The sequence below is a fragment of the Nitrosomonas oligotropha genome, assembly GCF_900106555.1.
Classification (GTDB): domain Bacteria; phylum Pseudomonadota; class Gammaproteobacteria; order Burkholderiales; family Nitrosomonadaceae; genus Nitrosomonas; species Nitrosomonas oligotropha_A.
The window spans coordinates 33,344-49,053 of the sequence record NZ_FNOE01000007.1; the positions used below are offsets into that span (position 1 = coordinate 33,344).

At 45.6% G+C, this 15,710-nt stretch carries 10 protein-coding genes; 6 read left to right on the forward strand and 4 right to left on the reverse strand.

The window, feature by feature from the left end:
- The first annotated feature begins 41 nt into the window (after positions 1-41).
- Both BLU57_RS05630 and pyrF read left to right on the forward strand, forming a co-directional pair.
- Positions 42-251 carry a lipopolysaccharide assembly protein LapA domain-containing protein gene (locus tag BLU57_RS05630; protein ID WP_090317581.1) on the forward strand — a complete coding sequence of 70 codons (210 nt, stop codon included), beginning with the start codon at positions 42-44 and terminating at the stop codon, positions 249-251.
- 8 nt (positions 252-259) lie between these two features.
- Complete coding sequence (gene pyrF, locus BLU57_RS05635) at positions 260-958, forward strand: orotidine-5'-phosphate decarboxylase (protein WP_090317584.1); 699 nt, start codon at positions 260-262, stop codon at positions 956-958.
- A 94-nt stretch (positions 959-1,052) separates the two neighbouring features.
- On the opposite strand, the gene BLU57_RS05640 is transcribed toward pyrF, so the two are convergent.
- The 3 genes from BLU57_RS05640 to BLU57_RS05650 form a co-directional block, all read right to left on the reverse strand.
- Positions 1,053-2,588: a methyltransferase regulatory domain-containing protein gene (locus BLU57_RS05640; RefSeq protein ID WP_090317587.1), complete on the reverse strand. Its 1,536-nt coding sequence runs from the start codon at positions 2,586-2,588 to the stop codon at positions 1,053-1,055.
- Between the two features lie 338 nt (positions 2,589-2,926).
- Positions 2,927-4,090, reverse strand: a complete 1,164-nt coding sequence (locus tag BLU57_RS05645; protein WP_090317590.1) for a hypothetical protein — start codon at positions 4,088-4,090, stop codon at positions 2,927-2,929.
- Positions 4,091-4,161: 71 nt separating this feature from the next.
- Positions 4,162-5,307: a hypothetical protein gene (locus BLU57_RS05650; protein ID WP_090317592.1), complete on the reverse strand. Its 1,146-nt coding sequence runs from the start codon at positions 5,305-5,307 to the stop codon at positions 4,162-4,164.
- A 722-nt stretch (positions 5,308-6,029) separates the two neighbouring features.
- On the opposite strand from BLU57_RS05650, the gene BLU57_RS05655 reads away from it, so the two are divergent.
- The 3 genes from BLU57_RS05655 to BLU57_RS05665 are packed head-to-tail and all read left to right on the forward strand — an operon-like array spanning position 6,030 to position 9,865.
- Positions 6,030-6,785, forward strand: a complete 756-nt coding sequence (locus BLU57_RS05655; protein ID WP_256206167.1) for an ABC transporter permease — start codon at positions 6,030-6,032, stop codon at positions 6,783-6,785.
- Complete coding sequence (locus BLU57_RS05660; protein ID WP_090317598.1) at positions 6,775-8,049, forward strand: ABC transporter ATP-binding protein; 1,275 nt, start codon at positions 6,775-6,777, stop codon at positions 8,047-8,049. The genes BLU57_RS05655 and BLU57_RS05660 overlap by 11 nt, the downstream gene beginning before the upstream one ends.
- Positions 8,042-9,865, forward strand: a complete 1,824-nt coding sequence (locus BLU57_RS05665; RefSeq protein ID WP_090317600.1) for a bifunctional class I SAM-dependent methyltransferase/GNAT family N-acetyltransferase — start codon at positions 8,042-8,044, stop codon at positions 9,863-9,865. Before BLU57_RS05660 ends, BLU57_RS05665 begins: the two co-directional genes overlap by 8 nt.
- A 166-nt stretch (positions 9,866-10,031) precedes the next feature.
- Here BLU57_RS05665 and BLU57_RS05670 read toward each other — a convergent pair whose 3' ends face one another.
- Positions 10,032-10,592, reverse strand: coding sequence for a hypothetical protein (locus tag BLU57_RS05670; protein WP_143026939.1), 561 nt, complete (start codon positions 10,590-10,592; stop codon positions 10,032-10,034).
- Positions 10,593-11,084: 492 nt separating this feature from the next.
- On the opposite strand from BLU57_RS05670, the gene BLU57_RS05675 reads away from it, so the two are divergent.
- Positions 11,085-15,686: a rhamnan synthesis F family protein gene (locus BLU57_RS05675; RefSeq protein WP_090317605.1), complete on the forward strand. Its 4,602-nt coding sequence runs from the start codon at positions 11,085-11,087 to the stop codon at positions 15,684-15,686.
- Positions 15,687-15,710: the final 24 nt, after the last annotated feature.

A 15,710-nucleotide genomic window follows, 5' to 3' on the forward strand; every position in this document is an offset into this window, starting at 1 on the left:
TTAATAATTAAGACATCTATCAACTCGTAGGCAAACTCATCATGATCAATCTAATTACCTGGCTTTTGCGTATTGCAGTCTTTGTTATTCTCGCCGTATTTGCTTCAAAAAACTCACAGCCCGTCGTGCTTCAATATTATCTGGATCAATCTCAATCCCTTGAGCTTCCCTTGAGCGTTGCACTATTGATTTTCTTTGCGCTGGGTGTGCTCATCACTGCTTTATTTGTTCGATGCCGCTGCCATAACTAATAATCCCTATGCATGATCCTCGCATTATTGTGGCACTGGATTTCTCCAGCGCTGAAGATGCACTCAAACTCGCCAGGAAACTGAAACCTCACCTATGCCGCTTAAAGGTGGGCAAAGAGCTTTTTACGGCAACTGGGCCCCAACTGGTCGAAAAGCTGATGCACATGGAATTTGATGTATTCCTTGATCTTAAATTTCACGATATCCCCAACACGGTTGCCAGCGCTTGCAAGGCAGCCGCTCATCTCGGTGTATGGATGATGAATATTCATGCACTGGGCGGGCGAAAAATGTTAACCGCTGCACGAGAAGCTATTCCGCAAAGCTCCAACACAAAACTTATCGCGGTCACTTTGCTTACCAGCATGGATCAGAGTGACATCGCAGACATCGGATTACAGGGAAAGCCGGAGCAAATTGTGATGCGCCTCGCTCAGCTGGCAAAGGATTGCGGATTGGACGGTGTGGTCTGCTCTGCGCTGGAAGCAACCAATCTGCGGCAACAATTCGGCGCTGATTTCTGTCTGGTTACACCCGGCATTCGTCCAGCCGATAGCCAAGTGAATGACCAGAAAAGAATTACGACGCCACAACAGGCTATCGAGAATGGCGCCAGTTATCTGGTAATCGGCAGACCCATAACGCAAGCAAGTGACCCGCTTTTAATGTGCCAGCAACTCAATTCGGAAATTGCTAATTTGATGTAGCGTTTGTTTCTGAAAAACTGTAACGGCCAATTTTCTTTAGTTACTGTCTTTCTCTCTCGCAACACCGTTAATCTTTTGCCAATAGCATGCGACTTTAAACAACTAGCAGGGCTTTGAGAATCGGCAGCTGTTTTTCGATGAATGTTTTTGTTAGCTCTGTTAACTCTTGGATATTTTCTTCTCCAGTCTCCAGTCTTTTACCTTCTTTAATAATCTTTTGTCCTTGCACAGACAATACCTGCCAAGCAAACTGTGCCAAATCATTAGATTGCTTTAATCCTTTGCTTAATCCCAATAAAAATAATTGCTGAATACGCCCGACAATTATTCCACCTCCGGTTACAGGACTGGCCAGATATGTGATATCCCCGCTGCTGCTAGCCTTGCGCAAAATATGACTGTTTAATTTATCAGTATGTTTCTTTGCCTTGGCAATCGTACTTTCTTCTTGGGCCAAAGACATTTGGCCGGATCCAGTGAGCAGCAATGCTGCTTGGGTAATCTGCGATAGTGGTATCCCTTTCTCTTTCATTGCCAGTTCAATTTGACCCAGCGACTTAATCTTATGATCCGCCAAATAATCCAGGATCGGAGCATAAACCGGCTCGCTTAATGTCGCCATACCCAGTACCCCGGTAACTTTGAGTTCAACTTCGGTGCGACGTACTGTTAAGATTACGCGTATCGCGCGTGACTGATCCATTTGTTCTAACGCGGACAGTCTGCAAGTTCCTTTAACCCAATAATCACGGCGAAATTGCTGATTGACGATAAAATCACGCACACTCTCGCGAAACATCTGATCGGGAATCTCGTTAAGCAATGCTTGCTGCTCATTTGATAGATTGACGAGATCTAGGTGATCAAGATGATGCGCTGAGCAAGCATAATTGAGCTTAGCTGGCGTCAACCAGTCTTGCATGGCTGAGAAATATAGAGGATGCCAGTCACGATTAAAATATTCGTGCGCTAAATAATGCCGGTTCTGCTCTTTCAGCTTGTTAAATCGTTCCGAAATAAGCGGAATTGCTCGCAGAAAGGCTGGATTCATTGTTAGCAGTTTTTCTGAAAATTGCATGGCGCCATTAATGCGATTGATAATGCCATGTCCCTCTGAACCAAGAATTTTTGCATGCTCAGTCATTAAATGCCGCATCGGTGCAAACGATGACCATCCAGGCAACGTGTTATAACTGATATACAGAACCCCGCCAACCTTCAATTTGCGGCGAACAAAGTCTACGATAACCGCGCGGTTTTCATCATTGATCCAACTCCAGATGCCATGCACGCCGATAAAGTCAAAATCGGGCAAATCTGTGCGGCTAGCGAAACTCTCAAAACTATCATCAAACAATTGTGCACCCGATCCTGAAGCAATAGCCATTTCCCGAGCAAAGACCGTTTGCGACGGATTAAAATCGGTGCCATGCCACTCAATTGCGGATGCTGCCGCATGCACATTGATACTAACACCTTGACCAAAACCCAACTCACACGCAGTCCCTACCTCTGGAAATTTCAAACCCGCATATAAAAAGATCTGCCTAATTCTTAATGGATTAAGCTCAGAATAGTAACCATGGGTATAACCAATATCAGCCACATAACCATCAGTCCAGTCGTTCATAAACCCTCGAAATAGATTGTGCCGTCATTCTTATTAATGACAGCATTGAATTATAAATGCTGAATTTGATACAAATAAATTAGCCTTATTTTTTTATACTGCACGAGTAATTAAAATATTTTCCCAGAAATGAATTGACCTTTTAGAAGACTGGAGAGGTCATTTATGAAGTGATTCTTGATTGAGTCAGACTTGCAGATTTTTTCAATCCAACGCATATGAAACTTATTGTGCGCAACCCCTACATTCTCCAATGAAAAAGGGCCAAATCAATAAGATTTGGCCCTTCTTTACTGGAAACAGTTTTTTTACTAACGAACTGTTTACAATTTACTTCCTTATACCACTGTGAAGATCAGCGTATCGGCAGCAGCGTTATAAATCAACGTATCATCGGTACCTGTACCGGTAATCGTCAACTGATAATCATCAGCGGCAGTGTAAGCTCCGTCACCATTAATATCAATTTGCAGAGTCATGGTACCACCAACTTCTGCTGCAGCAATATTCGTAGTAGCACTAATCGTTGTACCGTGAACATTGATGTTGGCACCCGTTGCCGACAACAGCGTACTACCGCTCTTCAACAGCGCTTCCAAAGCAGATGAGAAGTTGATGGTCACGGTATCGCCTGCCGCAACACCAGTTAAAGCCAGCGTTGAAGAATCCCCTGCTTTAATATCACCAGCATTCAGCGCGGTTGCACCGTAAATCAGGGTATGCGCAGAAGTACCACCACCAGCGACTGTCACGGTATCAGAACCACCACCCAAGTATAAGGTTGAAGTTACAGTTGCAGCGTTATCAATATCGATGGTATCGTTTTTGCCAGTACCTTTAGCCAGCAAGGATGTGATAGCCGATGCATCGGTATCAATTGTAACTGCTGCGTCGTTGGTCAATCCAGAGGCATCCACTTCTGTTGGATTGGTGCCTGCGGCTGTTTCGAACTTCAATGCTTCATCACCGGTAATAACTACTTTCTCATTATCCGTTGCTGTCAGAATAACTGAGTTCTCTTCGGCACCACCCACTGTTTTGGTTGAAGAACCGTCACCAATGGATTTTAAGTTGATAACGTCAGCATTCGCAAACACTAACGAGGTCACATCAATACCCGTACCGCTCTTCGTTACACTGTTATCCAACGCTATGGTTGTTGTATCGCTGGTACCACCTGATACGAAATCACTAGCGGTTAATGTGATGGTGGTTGGTGCAGCACCATTGATCGTGATATTACCCGTCGTTGCTGCATTAATATTTGAAACAGTTGCAGCACCACCGGTTTCGCTAATAACCAAACCGGAAATGGTATTTTTAGCACCGATAATAGCTAGATTATAAGTCGTTGCATCAGCACCAGCAGCTTCAAAAACTTCAAATCCAGTGATACCAACTACTTCCGCTGCCGTATCAACTGTATCTGCATCGGAAACACTCAAGGTGTCAGTACCGTCGCCGCCGGTCAAAACATCTTTAGCATCGATTGTTGCACCCATTACAATCTTGTCATTACCTTTACCGCCGGTAAATGTCAGATCTGAAGCAGCTACTGCGGTAGGACCTACTGTTACATTACCGGTTGCTGTGCTCGCATCAATCTTGGGACTGTTCCTATGGCCGATGTATCCAGGCTCAAATTCTTATCACCGGCTATATTGACCGTAGCAAGCTTACCACCCGCATTGGTCAAGGTAGCGTAGCTATCATTTCCTGAAGCGGTTGCATTCAATGTGGTCAATGCCGTTCCAGTCAGTGCAACCGTAGCATTACCGCCTGTTTTGCTACCTGCTTTATCTAGCGTCAATCCTAAGCTTGTTGGAGTGTTACCGGCAACAGTAGCGGTCGAACCAGCTGCTTGATTGGTCAACTTAACTGCCTGATCAGAACCAACGGTTACTGTATTGGTGCCAAATCCATCTAACTCAACTGATTTAACATCGGATTTAGCCGAAAAGTCTAGGGCGCCAGCTGGAGCATTATAGTAAACCTGCTCAATACCGGAGATATTTGGAACGGTATTTGTTCCAAATATTTTTAGCGTATCAGTTCCGGTTCCACCAACCAATGTATCACCTGCTGACGCAGAGACATTATCACCGATAAAGACATCAGCACCCGACGAACCTGTTAATGAATCAGTAGTATTAGTAAGTGTAAATGTTTTGCCAACCGTTGAACCACTATCCGACAAAATAGCAGCAACATCGTCATCTGTATAAGGCGCCGTTCCAGTTACATTACTTAAAACTTTTTGCAAAGTATCCAAATCACTGGAAGAACTCGTTTTAGAATAAGCTGCAGAAACTAGGACTTTATTGTCCAGCAGTGTTTTAGCCGTTACAAATGCTGCATCAGTCGTGGTTGACAAAAAAGTTACAGCGTTATAGACAATTTCGCCAAATCCAACGTTATTTTCAATTTGTTGCGTAAAATATGCTTCAGCTTGAGAGCCCGCGCTTGCTGAATCGCTATCAGCAGTCACACCAAAGTTTTTCATCAGAACAGCAACTTGATCTTCTACTGTTACTTTACCAGCCAAAATACCATTTGTGAATAATGTATTGGCCGCCAAATCATCGGCCAATTGTCTGATAGATGTTCCACCTGCAACTAAATTTGCCAACTCAGATAGATTGCTACCACCTGGTGCCGCATTAAACAAACCTGCAACAACCTTCAAAATGTCAGTTTGCTGTGTACTCGTTATAGCCATGGGAGCTCCCTTGATAAAAAATTAAAAATAATTACGAAAGTAAATTACTTGCAAGTTTTTCACTTTTCACTTTGTCTCTATGTAACTCCTGCGCATCCAATAAATTATCTGCCAGAAGATACCACAAAAGCCAAGTTAAAGCGCATTCTGCCCAAAACAAACCCGCTTTGCAAGTATGCGACCGAAGTTTCCATTTACCATGTTGCTTATTTGCAACAATATAAAGTATTTAATACCTTAACAGAATACTTTCATAGTTTAAATCTAAAATAAGCGATAAAAATGTGTCTTTTCTCACACGAATTAACATTTTACTTGTAAAAGCAGCTTACAAATGATGCGTTTCATTGCAAGCAAATACCAAAGCCGTTCACTAATGAATGGAAAACCACACTTTAAAAATAAAGTACCCGCCGTAAGCGACGAGGTATTAAGTACCCTCTTCAAGCTGCTGGTTTTCAACCAGCTCACACCCAGAGGGACGAGAAATTAAATCTGGAAGAGATTGAATTCAAAAAATCAGCATTTTATGGATTTAACTCCCTAGGAATATTTTATTAAGAATCACCAGCTCCCTCTCTCATTTATTTTTTTGTCAATATTTCTGCGATAATGCGCTAGTCAATTATTACTGTTGAATAACCAATTTCTTGCATTCCTTCAATCTTACCTTTCTCAATACTTTTCTCAGCTTGTGGCAGCACTATCCGCTGATTTTGCAAATGACCAAGCGGGAAGTAATTAGCCGGTATCGAGGCTCATTTTTGGGATTGCTATGGACATTTATCAATCCCATCCTAATGTTGTCTATCTATACATTTGTTTTTAGCGTGGTGTTTAAAGTGCGGCTAGATCCGCAAAACGGGGATCATGATGATAAATTTGCCTTTGCCCTGCTGTTGTTTATTGGGTTGATTCTGTTTAATTTGTTTTCCGAATGCCTATCCCGCGCGCCCGGACTGATACTTAGCAATGTCAATTATGTCAAGAAAGTTATTTTTCCCCTGGAAATATTACCTTTAGTTTCTTTAGGCTCCGCACTGTTTCATGCCGGAATTAGTTTTTTGGTATTATTTTCTTTCATGTTGATTATTAACCATCCGGTTGAATGGACTGTCATTTTTTTGCCCGTTATCCTGTTGCCGCTCATTTTGCTTACTATGGGATTGTCCTGGATACTGGCTTCTATCGGCGTTTTTGTTCGCGATATCGGCCAATTTATTGGTCTGATCTTAACCATGCTGCTATTTCTTAGCCCCATTTTCTACCCTGCTTCCGCATTGCCTGAATCTGTTCGTGATTATCTGTTCCTTAATCCCTTGACTCTAGTCATCGAACAAGCACGCGCAATTATTCTCTATGGCCGGATGCCGGATTGGGGCAGCTTGATTCTATACTACCTATTTGCCTTTTTCGTTGCCTGGATTGGCTTGATGTGGTTTAAAAAAACACGTAAAGGATTTGCTGATGTTCTTTAGTGCTAAAAACCCTGAACCGGCCATCAAAGCACTTAATCTCTCCAAATGCTATCAGCTTTACCAACGGCCAGCGGATCGCTTGAAACAATACTTATGGCCGCACCGATGGTTGGGTTCACGTCAATACTACCGTGAATTGCGGGCGCTGCACGATATTAACTTGATGATAATGCCCGGGGAAGTTATTGGTATCGTGGGCCAGAACGGTTCCGGAAAATCAACACTGCTGCAATTGGTGTGCGGCACTTTAACGCCCACGCAGGGTGAAGTACTGGTAAATGGGCGTATTGCCGCTTTATTGGAACTTGGTGCCGGATTCAATCCTGAATTTACCGGGCGCGAGAATGTTCTCATGAGCGCAGCCATCATGGGACTAAGTCAATCTGAAATCGCTGACCGCATCGAGCATATTATCGATTTCTCCGGTGTTCGCGATTTCATTGATCAGCCGGTAAAAACTTATTCCAGCGGTATGTATGTGCGCCTGGCCTTTTCCGTTGCGATTAATGTCGATCCGGATATTCTGGTGATTGATGAAGCCTTATCCGTCGGTGATGGCGCATTTGCCCGCAAATCATTTGATCGCATCATGCAAATGCGCGACGCCGGGAAAACGATATTGTTTTGTTCACATTCGCTCTTTCAAGTTGAATCCTTATGCGCGCGCGCCATTTGGATCAATAAAGGCGAGATCGTATTGGATGGTGAATCAGCGCAAGTGGTATCCGCTTATCAAACATTTCTGGACAAAAGCGCTTGGAATGCAACGCCCGAAACTCCCGCCACCGCTCGCACTGAACCGGCATCCAATACACAACACGGATCCGGTAGCGCACGTCTGGAAAGAATCAAATTACACGTCAACGATATGCTTGTTCAACAGGCCATCGTCACAAGCGGCGAGTCACGCATGATGATAGCAGTGGCGTTCACTTCCGATCCTGCACTGCCCTGCCCCACGATTGCCATGACAATACAAACAAAGGATGGACGCACGATCACCAGTGCGGCAACATGGGAAGACCAATTTGCTCTGCAGCGCGCGCCATCCGGCGCGGGCCAAGTTTGCCTCGGATTCAATCAGCTGCCGCTGCTTAAAGGTGAATATTTGATTAATGTATATTTGCTGTGTGAACGTGGTTTGCATCTTTATGATGCAGCCGAAGCTGTAGCAAACTTGCAAGTCAGACAAGCTGGGCGCTTACAAGGATATTTTTCAATTCCTCATCAATGGGAAAATAACACGGTTCCCCATAATGACTAAGTCAATCAATCATCATCTGATACCAGACACTCAGCACTACCGGCAGACCGATACTTTTACGGCTACGGGCATGTCTACGCCACCCTCTCCCTTTAGAGATTTGACATTCCCGGCGAATGTCTATGCCCATGCACTGTCATTGCAAGAAGATAAAGCCACCGATCTGCATTATGGATTATTTGAGAATGACAAAACCAGCTTAAGCACCGCACAGCAATTTTCCACCAATCTGCTGATGGCGCGGCTGCCGCTTCCTCCCTGCCGCATTCTGCAGGTCGATGTTGGTCTTGGCACCACCTTTTCTTTACTTCGCCAGCACGGCTATGATGTGCATGGCATCACTGCCGATACACAGCAATTAAAATATATTCAAAAATCATTGGGGCCGGAAGCTTCCGTGAGCCACCATTCTCTGGAAACATATACAGCCGAGCCAGGCAGCTTTGATGCCGTATTATTCCAGGAATCGGCGCAATACATTGAGCCGCTGTTGATTTTCGAGAAAGCGATGAATCTGCTCACCTTATCGGGTGATTTAATTATCATCGATGAATTCGCGCTTAAGTATGATAGCGTTGGAATTAGCAGACTCCATTTACTGCAAGACATCATAGAGCTGGCCGGGCGATTTGGATTCAAGCTGCTTGAACACTTGGATCTATCCACGATGGCCGCCCCCACATTGGATCACCTGCTGCGAATGACCACAACCCATCGGAGAAGTCTACTGCAAGACCTTGCTCTGAACACCGAACAACTACAACAACTGGACGAGTCAAACCGGAACTATCGCAATCAATATGCGAGCGGCCATCATGGCTACGCTTTGCTGCATTTCAGAAAAAAGTCACTCCCCAAATGGCGCTTGCAACTTCTGGGCAAAAACCATATCCCGGCAATGCTCGGATTGTTCAAGGATACCTTTCATCATGACATGACACCGGCTACCTGGCAGTGGAAATACGGCTCCAATTTAAGTCATCAAGTGGGCGCGTGGCTGGGCGATAAACTGATCGCTCATTATGGCGGTGTAGGCCGGAAAATTCTGTTCTTCGGCCAGCTGCAAATGGCGGTGCAAATCTGCGATGTCATGGTGGATACGAGTGAACGCGGCATACTCACCCGCAGAGGCCCATTCTTCCTGACAACGGCGACCTTTCTGGAGCGTTTCATCGGCTACGGCAAACCTTATCTGGTAGGTTTTGGCTTCCCGAACGAACGCCACATGAAAATTGCGGAGCGGCATGGATTATATGCGACCGTCGGGCGCATGACTGAATTCTCTTGGAGCACACGATCACGTTTTCCATTATGGGGAACTCGTTTGCACCTGATTAGCCATGATCAGACTAGCCTCACAAAAGCCACGGTCAATCAATGCTGGCAACGTATGGCTAAAGATCTGCAGAACGCGATTGCCGGCGTGCGCGATTGGGAATATGTGCTGCACCGTTACCTTAATCATCCACAGCAACGCTATCAGGTAATATTGGTAAAAAGCCGTTTCAGCCCGCGCGCGCGCGGCATCTTGGTACTGCGCTTCGATCCTGAAGGTTGCGAAATCCTTGATTTGATTGCGCCCTTAGCTGAAATTCCGTTATTGATCACTCATGCCAGAAGACTGGCTGGCCTGCAGGGCGCCGCAAGAGTGTTTTGCCGGATTACCGAGAATTTCGCCCGCCACTTTGCCGTTACAGGCGGTACTCAACAGTCCGTGAACATCCATATACCTGCAAACACCTGGAGCGATGGCCCATCCTCGGAGACACTGAAAGATCGCTGGTGGCTGATGAGCGGCGATAAAGATTTCCGTTGAACCGGAAAACCCGGCAGAGCAGGAGAAACATCCGGCACAAATTCTGGATTACTGCAATAACCTGTAGTAGTTCACACCAGGTCTGATAGTTACCCGATTTATGCTGCATAAGGTATCGGGAAACGATCAATATTGGTCGGTCAATCGGTCTCAAACTGGCTGGAAATCAATTCCTTAACTTGTTCTGATAGCTTTCAGTACCCAGTTTCAACAAAATGCCGGGATCGGCGCCAAGAAAACCAGCATCTGGAAGCACCTTAGCTAAGTAGGTGCTGGCATTGGCGCCGGTGATGGAAGCAACCCAACGTTTGGCCCCGTCCGCTGTCCAGATAGTTTGCGGCAAGCCCTGGATATTGAAGTGCTCCATAGAAATACCCCGGCCATCATTGCCCACCAGAGGGATAACCCCGTAACCGGCAGCACCGCAGGACCGTTTCTCAAACAGAATTTTCCGTCCTGCCAGACCTTCACCTAACGTTGATTTATAAGCGCGCCAACGGCTTCCGATAGAACCGGTTGAAGTTTTATCACTAAACCAGTCATCGGTTTCCGGCTCAACCAGGGAGCTTACGACCGCCAAATCAATTGCTCTGTCCTGTGCAGCACCACCGGTGTAGATTACGATATCAGGCGGACCGTCATTCCATGGCATCAACGCATACGCCATATTCGACCCAGCAGGCAGAGACAGTGCTGCCACAAGACTTTTTAGTTTGTTTATCTTCATGGTGCAATCCCTACTGTAACAATAAAAGGAGAATGAGAGCTTTAAGCTCAGCGGTTTTACAACCAGTCCCGCGGAGCATCAATGCGCATTGCAAATACCATATTCATACTGATATCGGACTCTCGTGACCAATCCAATCCGATCACTTGCACGCATTACAAGATTGATATACAAGGAAAATAATACAAGGAAGATCTTTTCACAATAACAAAACGTAAGAAGTTACTACCAAGCTTACTGCCAAGAAACACGAACCACATGAGTCAATGCGTTGGTTGCATGCTTCCTGACAGCACTTGCGAGAATAAAAACAGAAGGCTAGAAATGGCGTGCTTTATCGATGTCAAAGCGCAATCCACATGTCCGCGCAGGAAAATTGCAAGTTAAAACAATAAATGCGAACATTGCCACCATAGACTCTCAAGGCATGAATATCCGCACCACTTGAGAGCCGGATCTATCATCTACAGTAAGAATTTTTAGCGAGAAACATTGGAAAACACACTCATTCCCTACCAAGCTATTAGAAAAATCCCTGGTAATTGCGCACTCGTATTCGCCCCTCATCCCGATGATGAAGTATTCGGTTGCGGCGGAGCCATTATGCGTCACATTGAGCAAGGCATCCCTGTTCACGTTATCGTAGTATCCGATGGCGCTTATGGCGCAAGCGAAGACACAAAAGCTGAATACATTCTGCAGCGTCAACAGGAAAGTGTTGCTGCAGCCGGCATCCTTGGCTATGGCACACCCATTTTCTGGCAATACCAGGATCGGCAAGTCTGCTATGGTGAAAAACTGATTGAGGAAATTTTAACCGCCATCCGCGAAACCGGCGCTGATCTGGTTTATGCCCCATCGGTTTTTGAAATGCACCCGGACCATCGCGCGCTGAGTATGGCAGCTGTTGAGGCTGTCAGACGCATTGGCGCTACGGTCAACATTGCGTTGTACGAAGTGGGCATTCCATTGCCCCCCAATCAGTTACTCGATATCAGCGATTTGGCTGCACGCAAGGCAGCCGCGATGACCTGCTTTATTTCACAAAACACAAAGCAGCGTTACGATCAGCATATTGCATCATTGAATCATTATCGTACCTATACGCTGCCAGCCGATGTCACAGCAGCGGAAGCCTACATTCTCCTTGCCGCGGAAGCGTTAGCGAACGATCCGCTCAAACTCTATCAATCCGAGCATACCCGCCAAAAATTACTTGGACTTCCGCTGGATAGCGGCGATCTGCCATTGGTCAGCGTCATTATCCGCAGCATGGATCGGCCCACGTTATCCGATGCACTGGACTCCGTGGCTTTGCAGACTTATCAGAATATCGAAGTGGTGGTGGTAGACGCAAAGGGGGAAGGTCATCGGAAACTAGGCGAATGGTGCGGGCGCTTTCCACTCAAAACCATTGAAACTGGCGCACCATTAGATCGAAGCCGGGCAGCCAACACTGGGCTGCACTCGGCGAATGGAAACTATCTGATTTTCCTTGACGACGATGATTTATTTTATCCGGAACACATCACCCATCTAGTTACTGCATTACAAAATCACCCCAGAGCTCGATGCGTATACTCTGGCGTACGCGTTGAGCACTACGTGGATCAACAACTTCAGGAAGTCACTGCATTTAACGAACCTTACGATCAACACCGGCTTTTGGGCAGAAATTTTATCCCGATTCATGCCATGCTGTTTGAGCAGTCTTTAGTCACGCAAGATCATTGCGGTTTTGATGAAAACCTGCAGGTATTTGAAGATTGGGATTTCTGGATTCAAGTCGCACAGCACAGCGAAATATTGCATATCGACAACATTACCGCTATTTACCACAATTATGGACACTCCGGCTTAGGGCTCCAGCAAGACAAGGCTTTTCTAAAGGAATCGAGAAGTAAAGTTTACGATAAATGGAAAATGCTGCTGACCGGCAAGCAACTGGAGGATTTAATTGAATACCGTGAAGACCTGATATCCAGCTTTCGCAGCCAATTAGCTCATAGTGAACATTTGATATCCAGTCTTCGCAACCAATTAGCGAATAATGAACATTCGCTTGCTTCGCTACACAGTCAACTGACACAAAATACAATTGCAAGTACTCAGCGTGAGCAATCCCTGCAAAAAACAATTCATGACATATTTCACTCAACTTCATGGAAAATCACAGCCCCTTTGCGGTTCCTTGTTCGAATAATCCGCGAACAGCATCACGCCGCTTGGGATGGGGTGCGCCGTAGAATTTTCCCTTTACTCAAAGCCATCTACTGGCAATTTCCAGTGCGATGGCGCAAACATGCATTGAATATCGCTTATCGCGTCGCCGGTCCACTGTTTTCCGGAATGGGGCACTATGAGGCATGGCGCGTAAGTAAGGCCGGTGATTCGACTCCAGGGACTGTAGATTCCTATGGCTCTCTGGCAGGAATGGTGGATCTTTCCACGATTGCCCCGTTAGCAACACCACCAGCCGAACGTATTGCGATCCACGCGCATATTTTTTATGCGGATCTCGCAACAGAATTTGCAAACTATCTGAGTAATATGCCTTTTCCATATGACTTGTTTATCTCGACACCCGATGAGGCAGCAAGCCAGACATGCAAGCATGCTTTTTCTCATTTGCCGCATCTAGGGCAATTAATCATCACTATCGTGCCCAACCGCGGACGTGATATTGCACCCATGTTCTGTACTTTTGGCACGGCATTACAAGAATATGATTATATAGCGCATATTCATAGTAAAAAATCACTATATACCAATGGCGCGGCGGATGGCTGGCGCGAATATTTGTTGACCCAATTATTGGGCAATCCATTACAAATCCAGAAAATCTTTTCACTGTTAAGTGGTGATAAAAATATCGGCTTTATTTATCCACATAATTCAACCGTTCTACCTTATTGGGCAAATACTTGGCTCTCCAATAAAACCAACGGATATATTCTGTGTAAGAAACTGGGCATCGCCGATTGTCCAATAGGCTATTTTGACTTCCCGGCCGGATCGATGTTCTGGGCGCAATCCAAAGCATTACAACCTTTATTCAACGCTCATCTTAGTATCGAAGATTTTCCCGAAGAAACGGGACAAACCGATGCAACACTGGCACATTGCATTGAACGTTTATTCGTCTTGGTTACCCGGAAATCCGGCCACAATGCAGTTATCCTCTGGGATAAGCAATCCAATCACTGGTCTCGCTGGCGCATTGACCAGTACCTGTCGCACAAACCGGAAGACGTTCATATTCAACTCAGAAACCCCGCCATACGCCTGGTGGTATTCGATATATTCGATACATTGATCACGCGCCCGCTGTTGGATCCTGAAAGTATCAAGCGAATCATAGCCCGGCGTATCGGTGGCCAAGCAGGCCAGCTTTATTTTGAGTTCCGCGCCGCGGCAGAAAACGAGGCGCGCCGGATTGCAGGACACGACGTTGGTTTGGATGCCATTTTCAAACAATTCGCGGCCATGTCCGGCCTATCAGCCGATGTCGTCAAAGAAATCTGCGAACTTGAGAAAACCATCGAACTGGCCATCGTGTCACCCCGCCCCGAAACAATTGCCTTATTTAAACTCGCGATCAATCTCGGTAAACGCGTTGTTCTTGCCAGCGACATGTATCTACCCAAATCCGTCATTGAAACCATGCTGACACGTTGTGGAATCAATGGATGGCATAAATTTTACTTATCTTCTGACAATCGGTTGAGAAAAGATACTGGTCATTTTTACCGTCAGCTCCTGACGGATGAAAATGTATCACCCCATGAAATCCTGGTCATCGGTGATAACGAACATTCTGATGTGCAAATCCCGGTCGATATGGGATTTAGAACCATGCATATTATGCGCCCTGTCGAACTTGCCCGGGCAATACCGCGTTTTGAACCGGTTATCGAACGGGCGCTCAACCGGGATGCCCGGAATAACCTGAATAAGCAGCTTACACTCGGAATCATCACACAAGGCAACTTCCACCCCGTGTTCTATCCCCGCTTCGATCCGGCCGATTTTGTTCCGGCTTCTTCACCCTGGGCGATTGGATTCACGATCGCTGGTCCCCTTGTACTCTCTTTTGTGCAATGGTTAGTTAAAAAAGCGGCAACCGATGGCATGAAACGTTTATATTTCCTCGCACGTGAAGGACAAATACTCAAAATCGTTTACGATTTGTGGGTATCCGGTAAAACTGATGCGGTTGCATCTGAATATCTGGTGCTCTCACGGCGCGCAATCACTGTCCCAATGATTTCAAATCTGGATGATATTTTTAAAATTGCATGCACTCACTATGCGCCCAACCCAATGCCGGATTTTATTTTTGAGCGGTATGGATTACGCCTATCGAACGAAGAATGTGAAGAATTGGCGCGTCGCAAAATATGGCCAATGAAAAAAATGGTTGCGGTTGAAGAAGAAAATATCGATCATCTGAAACCGCTGCTGCAAGAACTCGAAGAGCGGATCCTGAAGCAGGCTGGACAAGAACGCCCCGGATTAATGGCCTATTTAGATAATCTTGGATTAAACAAAGATTCGACTGTGGCCATTGTCGATATTGGTTACGCAGCGACAACACAAAAACGCCTCAATCAACTTCTGGGGCAAAAAATACATGGTTATTATTTAATGACGCTAGACTCTGCAGAGCAGGTTGCTTTGAAACATCAGGTCATTGCACAGGGTTACTATTGTCATTATGCTAAACCGACTGCGACCGAGCCAATCATATATAGAAAAAGCTTTACTATTGAAAAATTTTTGAGTGCCGACGACGCGCAAATAGTGTGCTACAGAACAACCAATTCAACTGATATAACACCCGAATTCCGCGCGCAATCGAACGAAGAACGTCAAACTGCGGCGGCACGCGCGGAAATCCGGCGAGGTATTCTGGATTTTGTTAACCAATCAATCAATCTAAGAGATAACTTATTAACTGATTTTGAGGTACCCGGAGAAATTGCAGAGGATCTTTTCTTGCAGTTTATTAAAAACCCTTCCGGATCCGAAACAGATTTGCTGCGCACATTAGTATTGGATGATTATTATTACGGCCACGGCCTAGTACGTTAACAAACCATCACCGCATGCTATAAA